2 tRNA genes and 1 rRNA gene are annotated in these 655 nt (G+C 41.8%); all 3 read left to right on the top strand.

The annotated features are described in order from the left end of the window. The first annotated feature begins 67 nt into the window (after positions 1-67). Positions 68-141: transfer RNA gene (locus tag HMPREF0666_RS15975), tRNA-Ile, on the top strand. 62 nt (positions 142-203) lie between these two features. Beyond that, a tRNA-Ala gene (locus tag HMPREF0666_RS15970) sits at positions 204-280 on the top strand. A 221-nt stretch (positions 281-501) separates the two neighbouring features. After that, positions 502-655 (top strand): 23S ribosomal RNA (locus HMPREF0666_RS15965); the annotation flags it as partial.

Here is a 655-nt window from a genome sequence, read left to right as displayed (position 1 = left end):
TGATACTGTTTCAAGAATAAGAGAAAGGAAGTCTGGCATGAATAGCCGAAGTGATTTCTTCCAACTCAGTCCTATAGCTCAGTTGGTTAGAGCGCCACACTGATAATGTGGAGGTCGGCAGTTCAAGTCTGCCTGGGACTACACATAGATATAGTCTAATGTGTAACAGGCTGAATATCCTTTAATCCTTTTCTCTATCATTTGGGGGATTAGCTCAGTTGGCTAGAGCACCTGCTTTGCAAGCAGGGGGTCAACGGTTCGAATCCGTTATTCTCCACCACGCTGTCTTTTGTTTCTGAGGTATTGTCTCAGAATTCAAAGAGTAACAGCACAAGATCTTTGACATATTGACACAAGCAAGACTGTAAGTAGAACTAATATTCCTTATATATAGGAAGAATTAGTATTCTCATTCATGAAGATTAATCTTCATAATGTTTAGAATCACACAACAGCTGAAAGTATGAGCTACATTCTTTGTAAGTTATTACAGAGAAGGCGAAGAAAGTAAGAAAGGGCGCATGGCGGATGCCTTGGCTCACGGAGGCGATGAAGGACGTGATAAGCTGCGATAAGCCTTGGGTAGGTGCAAATAACCTTTGATCCAAGGATTTCCGAATGGGACAACCCAACAGGTTGAAGACCTGTTATCACT

Origin of the sequence: Prevotella sp. C561, from assembly GCF_000224595.1 — a bacterium.
GTDB lineage: Bacteria > Bacteroidota > Bacteroidia > Bacteroidales > Bacteroidaceae > Prevotella > Prevotella jejuni.
This window is presented reverse-complemented; position numbering and strand designations above follow the sequence as displayed.